Raw genomic sequence first — 2,471 nt, 5'->3', positions numbered from 1 at the left:
CCAGTCGTGTGCTCTTCCGTTCTGGCCGGCCAGCGCCGGCGGGCTGACCGCCGCGGCGAGCCGCCCGATCGCCGGCCGCCCGACCAGAAGGATCGCGAGCAGGGCGACCAGGGCGAAGATGCCGCTTTCAATCAGCCGCGCGATGGTGGTGCTGGAGAAGTTCAGGTCGAACATCCCCGGCGCCGCGCCATCGCCCGTCGGCGGGTCGGCGAAGCGCAGGGAGACGACCTCCACCTTGTCGCCGCGCTGCTCGTTGAAGCCGACGGCGCTGCGAACCAGCGTCGCGATGCGGGCCAGCTCCTCGGCCGTGCGCTCGCGGAAGGTGGGCGGGCCGTTCGCCTGCGGCTCCCACACCCCGTCCACGAGCACCGCGACGGACAGGCGGCGCACCACGGGGTGTTCGCGCACCGTGTTGCGCGTGGTGCGGCCGATCTCGAAGTTGGTCGTCTCCTCCTGGCGCGACTCCTGGGTGGTATTGCCGCCCTGGTTGTCCGCGCCGGGGGTGTTGTTCTGCACGCTGGTCGTGCCGCCTTCGGACCCGCGCGAGGATTCCTGCACGCTCTGCTGGCTGCGCGGCACCTGGTTCTCGGGGTCGAAGCGCTCCTCGGTCGTCTGCACGCGGTCGAAATCCATCTCGACCGAGGCCTCCGCGCGGACGCGGCCGGGGCCGAGCGTGCGCTCGAGCATCTCCTCGACCGCACGGCCGATGCGCAGTTCCTGCCCGCGGCGGATTTCCTCCTGCGAGGCGGCGGCGGCGGGGCCGGCCAGCGCCTGCCCGCCGCGCGCGAGCAGCGCGCCGCGGCTGTCGACGATGGAGATGTTCTGCGGCCGCAGCCCGGGGACGGCGGTCGCGACAAGGTGCAGGACCGCGGCGGTGCCTTCACGGTCGAGCCGCTGCGCGCCCTGCATGGTCAGCACGACGGAGGCCTGCGCATCGCCCCGGTCGCGGGAGAAGGCCTCGCGCCGCGGCAGCACCAGGTGGACGCGGGCCGATCGCACGCCGTCCAGGCTCGCGATCGAGCGGGCGAGCTCGCCTTCGAGCGCGCGCAGCCGGTTCACGTCCTGCTGGAAGGGCGTGGTCGTCAGGCTTTCGCCACGATCGAAGATCTCGTAGCCGACCGAACCGCCGCGCGGCAGGCCCTCGCGGGCGAGCGTCAGTCGCAGGCGCGGAATCTCGGCCTCGGGGGCCAGGATGCGGCTGCCGCCGGCCTCGATCCGGTGCGGCACGCGGGCGCGTTCCAGGGCTGCGACCACCTGCCCCGCGTCACGCGGGTCGAGGTCGCTATAAAGAAGTGCCATCGGGGGCTGGCTGGCGCGCAGGGTAAGCCAGGCGAGCAGGCCGAGCACGGCGATACCGGCGCCGGCAAGCGCCGCCAGCCGCACCGGGCCGAGCGCCCGCAGCTGACCGAGAAGTCCTGCCGCGTTCATCGGGCGTCCGCCCCATGAGTCACGCCGCGCCGCACCTGCCGCGTATGCCGCATCCGATGGCCGCCTCCTGCCGCCGGGGGCAAGATTTGCCGATCGGGTGTTTCGCGCCGGTTAACGCGCGCAAATGGGAGCCCCGGGCGGGCCGGCAGGCCACATGCCGCCTCCCCGCCTGGGGGATCAGCCACGGTCCGGCCCGCATGGACCGCCGTGCCCGGCGCGCGGCACCTCCCGCGCACGGACCGGGCCGCCCGCGCCCGCGGTCAGTTCGCCGGGGCGATGCTGCGCAGCCGGTCGAATCCGACCGTCAGCGCGCCCATGCGCAGGTTCAGGTCGGTGCCGCTGCGTTCGGCCCCGGTGACTGTGCCGCGCACGGCGAAGGGCACCGATACCGCTTCCCCGTTCGCGCCGCGGCCGTTCACCTGCACGCGGTAGGCGCCGTCGGTCAGCTGGCGGCCGGTCGAATCGCGCCCATCCCAGGTCCAGCCCGACGCGGCCTGGCCGAGCGTGACATTCTGCGTGCGCACCGTGCGCCCGGTGCCGTCGATTACCGCGATCTCGGCCGTGCGCACCGTGCCGGCGACGGGCAGGCGGATCTCGGCGGTCCCGTTCTGCAGCGCGACGCGGTCGCTCTCGACCTCCGCGCGCTGGCCGACGAGCGGCGCCGCGGCGGTCAGCTGCGCCGATTGCTGCAGCGTGATCATGCGCTCGAGGTTCTGGTTCATCGCGATCTGCTGCTCGACCGAGGCGAACTGCACGAGTTGGTTCGTCATCTGGTTGGCGTCGAGCGGATCGGTCGGGCTCTGGTTCTGCAACTGCGTCGTGAGCAGCGTCAGGAAGGTGTTGAAGTCGCCGGCGAGGCGCGTGTTGGACTGGGTGGCGGCGCTGGCGGCGCTGGCGGTGGCGGAGGCGATCGAGCCGGACATGGCGGGTCCTTTCCTGGCGTCAGATGGCAAGGTCGATGAGGGAGAGCGCACGGCGCGGCGGCGGCGCGGCAGGGGCGGCGCCGCGCGGGTCGGCATCGGCCAAGGGGCCCTGGCCCTGCG

The 2,471-nt window shown here is 73.5% G+C and carries 2 protein-coding genes; both read right to left on the bottom strand.

What is annotated here, in order from left to right; translation table 11 throughout:
• A partial coding sequence (gene fliF / locus HW577_RS23600) for a flagellar basal-body MS-ring/collar protein FliF (protein WP_198378549.1) occupies window positions 1–1,428 on the bottom strand: 1,428 nt, incomplete at its 3' end.
• Window positions 1,429–1,688: 260 nt separating this feature from the next.
• A complete protein-coding gene (locus tag HW577_RS23595; RefSeq protein WP_198378548.1) occupies window positions 1,689–2,351 on the bottom strand; it encodes a flagellar hook assembly protein FlgD in 663 nt (220 codons plus the stop codon).
• Between the last annotated feature and the right edge of the window lie 120 nt (window positions 2,352–2,471).

The sequence above is a fragment of the Neoroseomonas rubea genome (assembly GCF_016106015.1).
Taxonomy (GTDB): domain Bacteria; phylum Pseudomonadota; class Alphaproteobacteria; order Acetobacterales; family Acetobacteraceae; genus Neoroseomonas; species Neoroseomonas rubea.
Note: the sequence above shows the minus strand (reverse complement) of the source record. Positions and strands in the feature narration are given on the sequence as shown.

What these genes read in the sequence shown, in the direction of transcription:
- HW577_RS23595 (WP_198378548.1), bottom strand. Translation starts at nt 2,351, where the DNA reads ATGTCCGGCTCGATCGCCTCCGCCACCGCCAGCGCCGCCAGCGCCGCC.